Here is a 279-nt window from a genome sequence, read left to right as displayed (position 1 = left end):
GTCAAAACCAGCCATCTGGTGAAAATCGATTATCCGAAATTTATCGTTCACGGTAAGAAAGGTTCGTTTATTAAATACGGTATCGACCAGCAGGAAACCAGCCTGAAGGCTAATATTATGCCGGGCGAACCAGGATTCGCAGCGGATGATTCGGTCGGTGTGCTGGAGTATGTCAATGACGAGGGCGTGACGGTAAGAGAAGAGATGAAGCCAGAGATGGGCGATTATGGGCGCGTTTATGATGCGTTGTATCAAACCATCACCAACGGTGCGCCAAAT

1 protein-coding gene is annotated in these 279 nt (G+C 48.0%); it reads left to right on the top strand.

What is annotated here, in order from left to right:
- Positions 1–279 (top strand): Gfo/Idh/MocA family oxidoreductase (locus LZP73_RS21170; RefSeq protein WP_234236984.1); only part of this gene is annotated, 279 nt, incomplete at both ends.

Origin of the sequence: Shewanella sp. AS16 (assembly GCF_021412365.1) — a bacterium.
Lineage (GTDB): Bacteria > Pseudomonadota > Gammaproteobacteria > Enterobacterales > Shewanellaceae > Shewanella > Shewanella salipaludis.
This window is presented reverse-complemented; position numbering and strand designations above follow the sequence as displayed.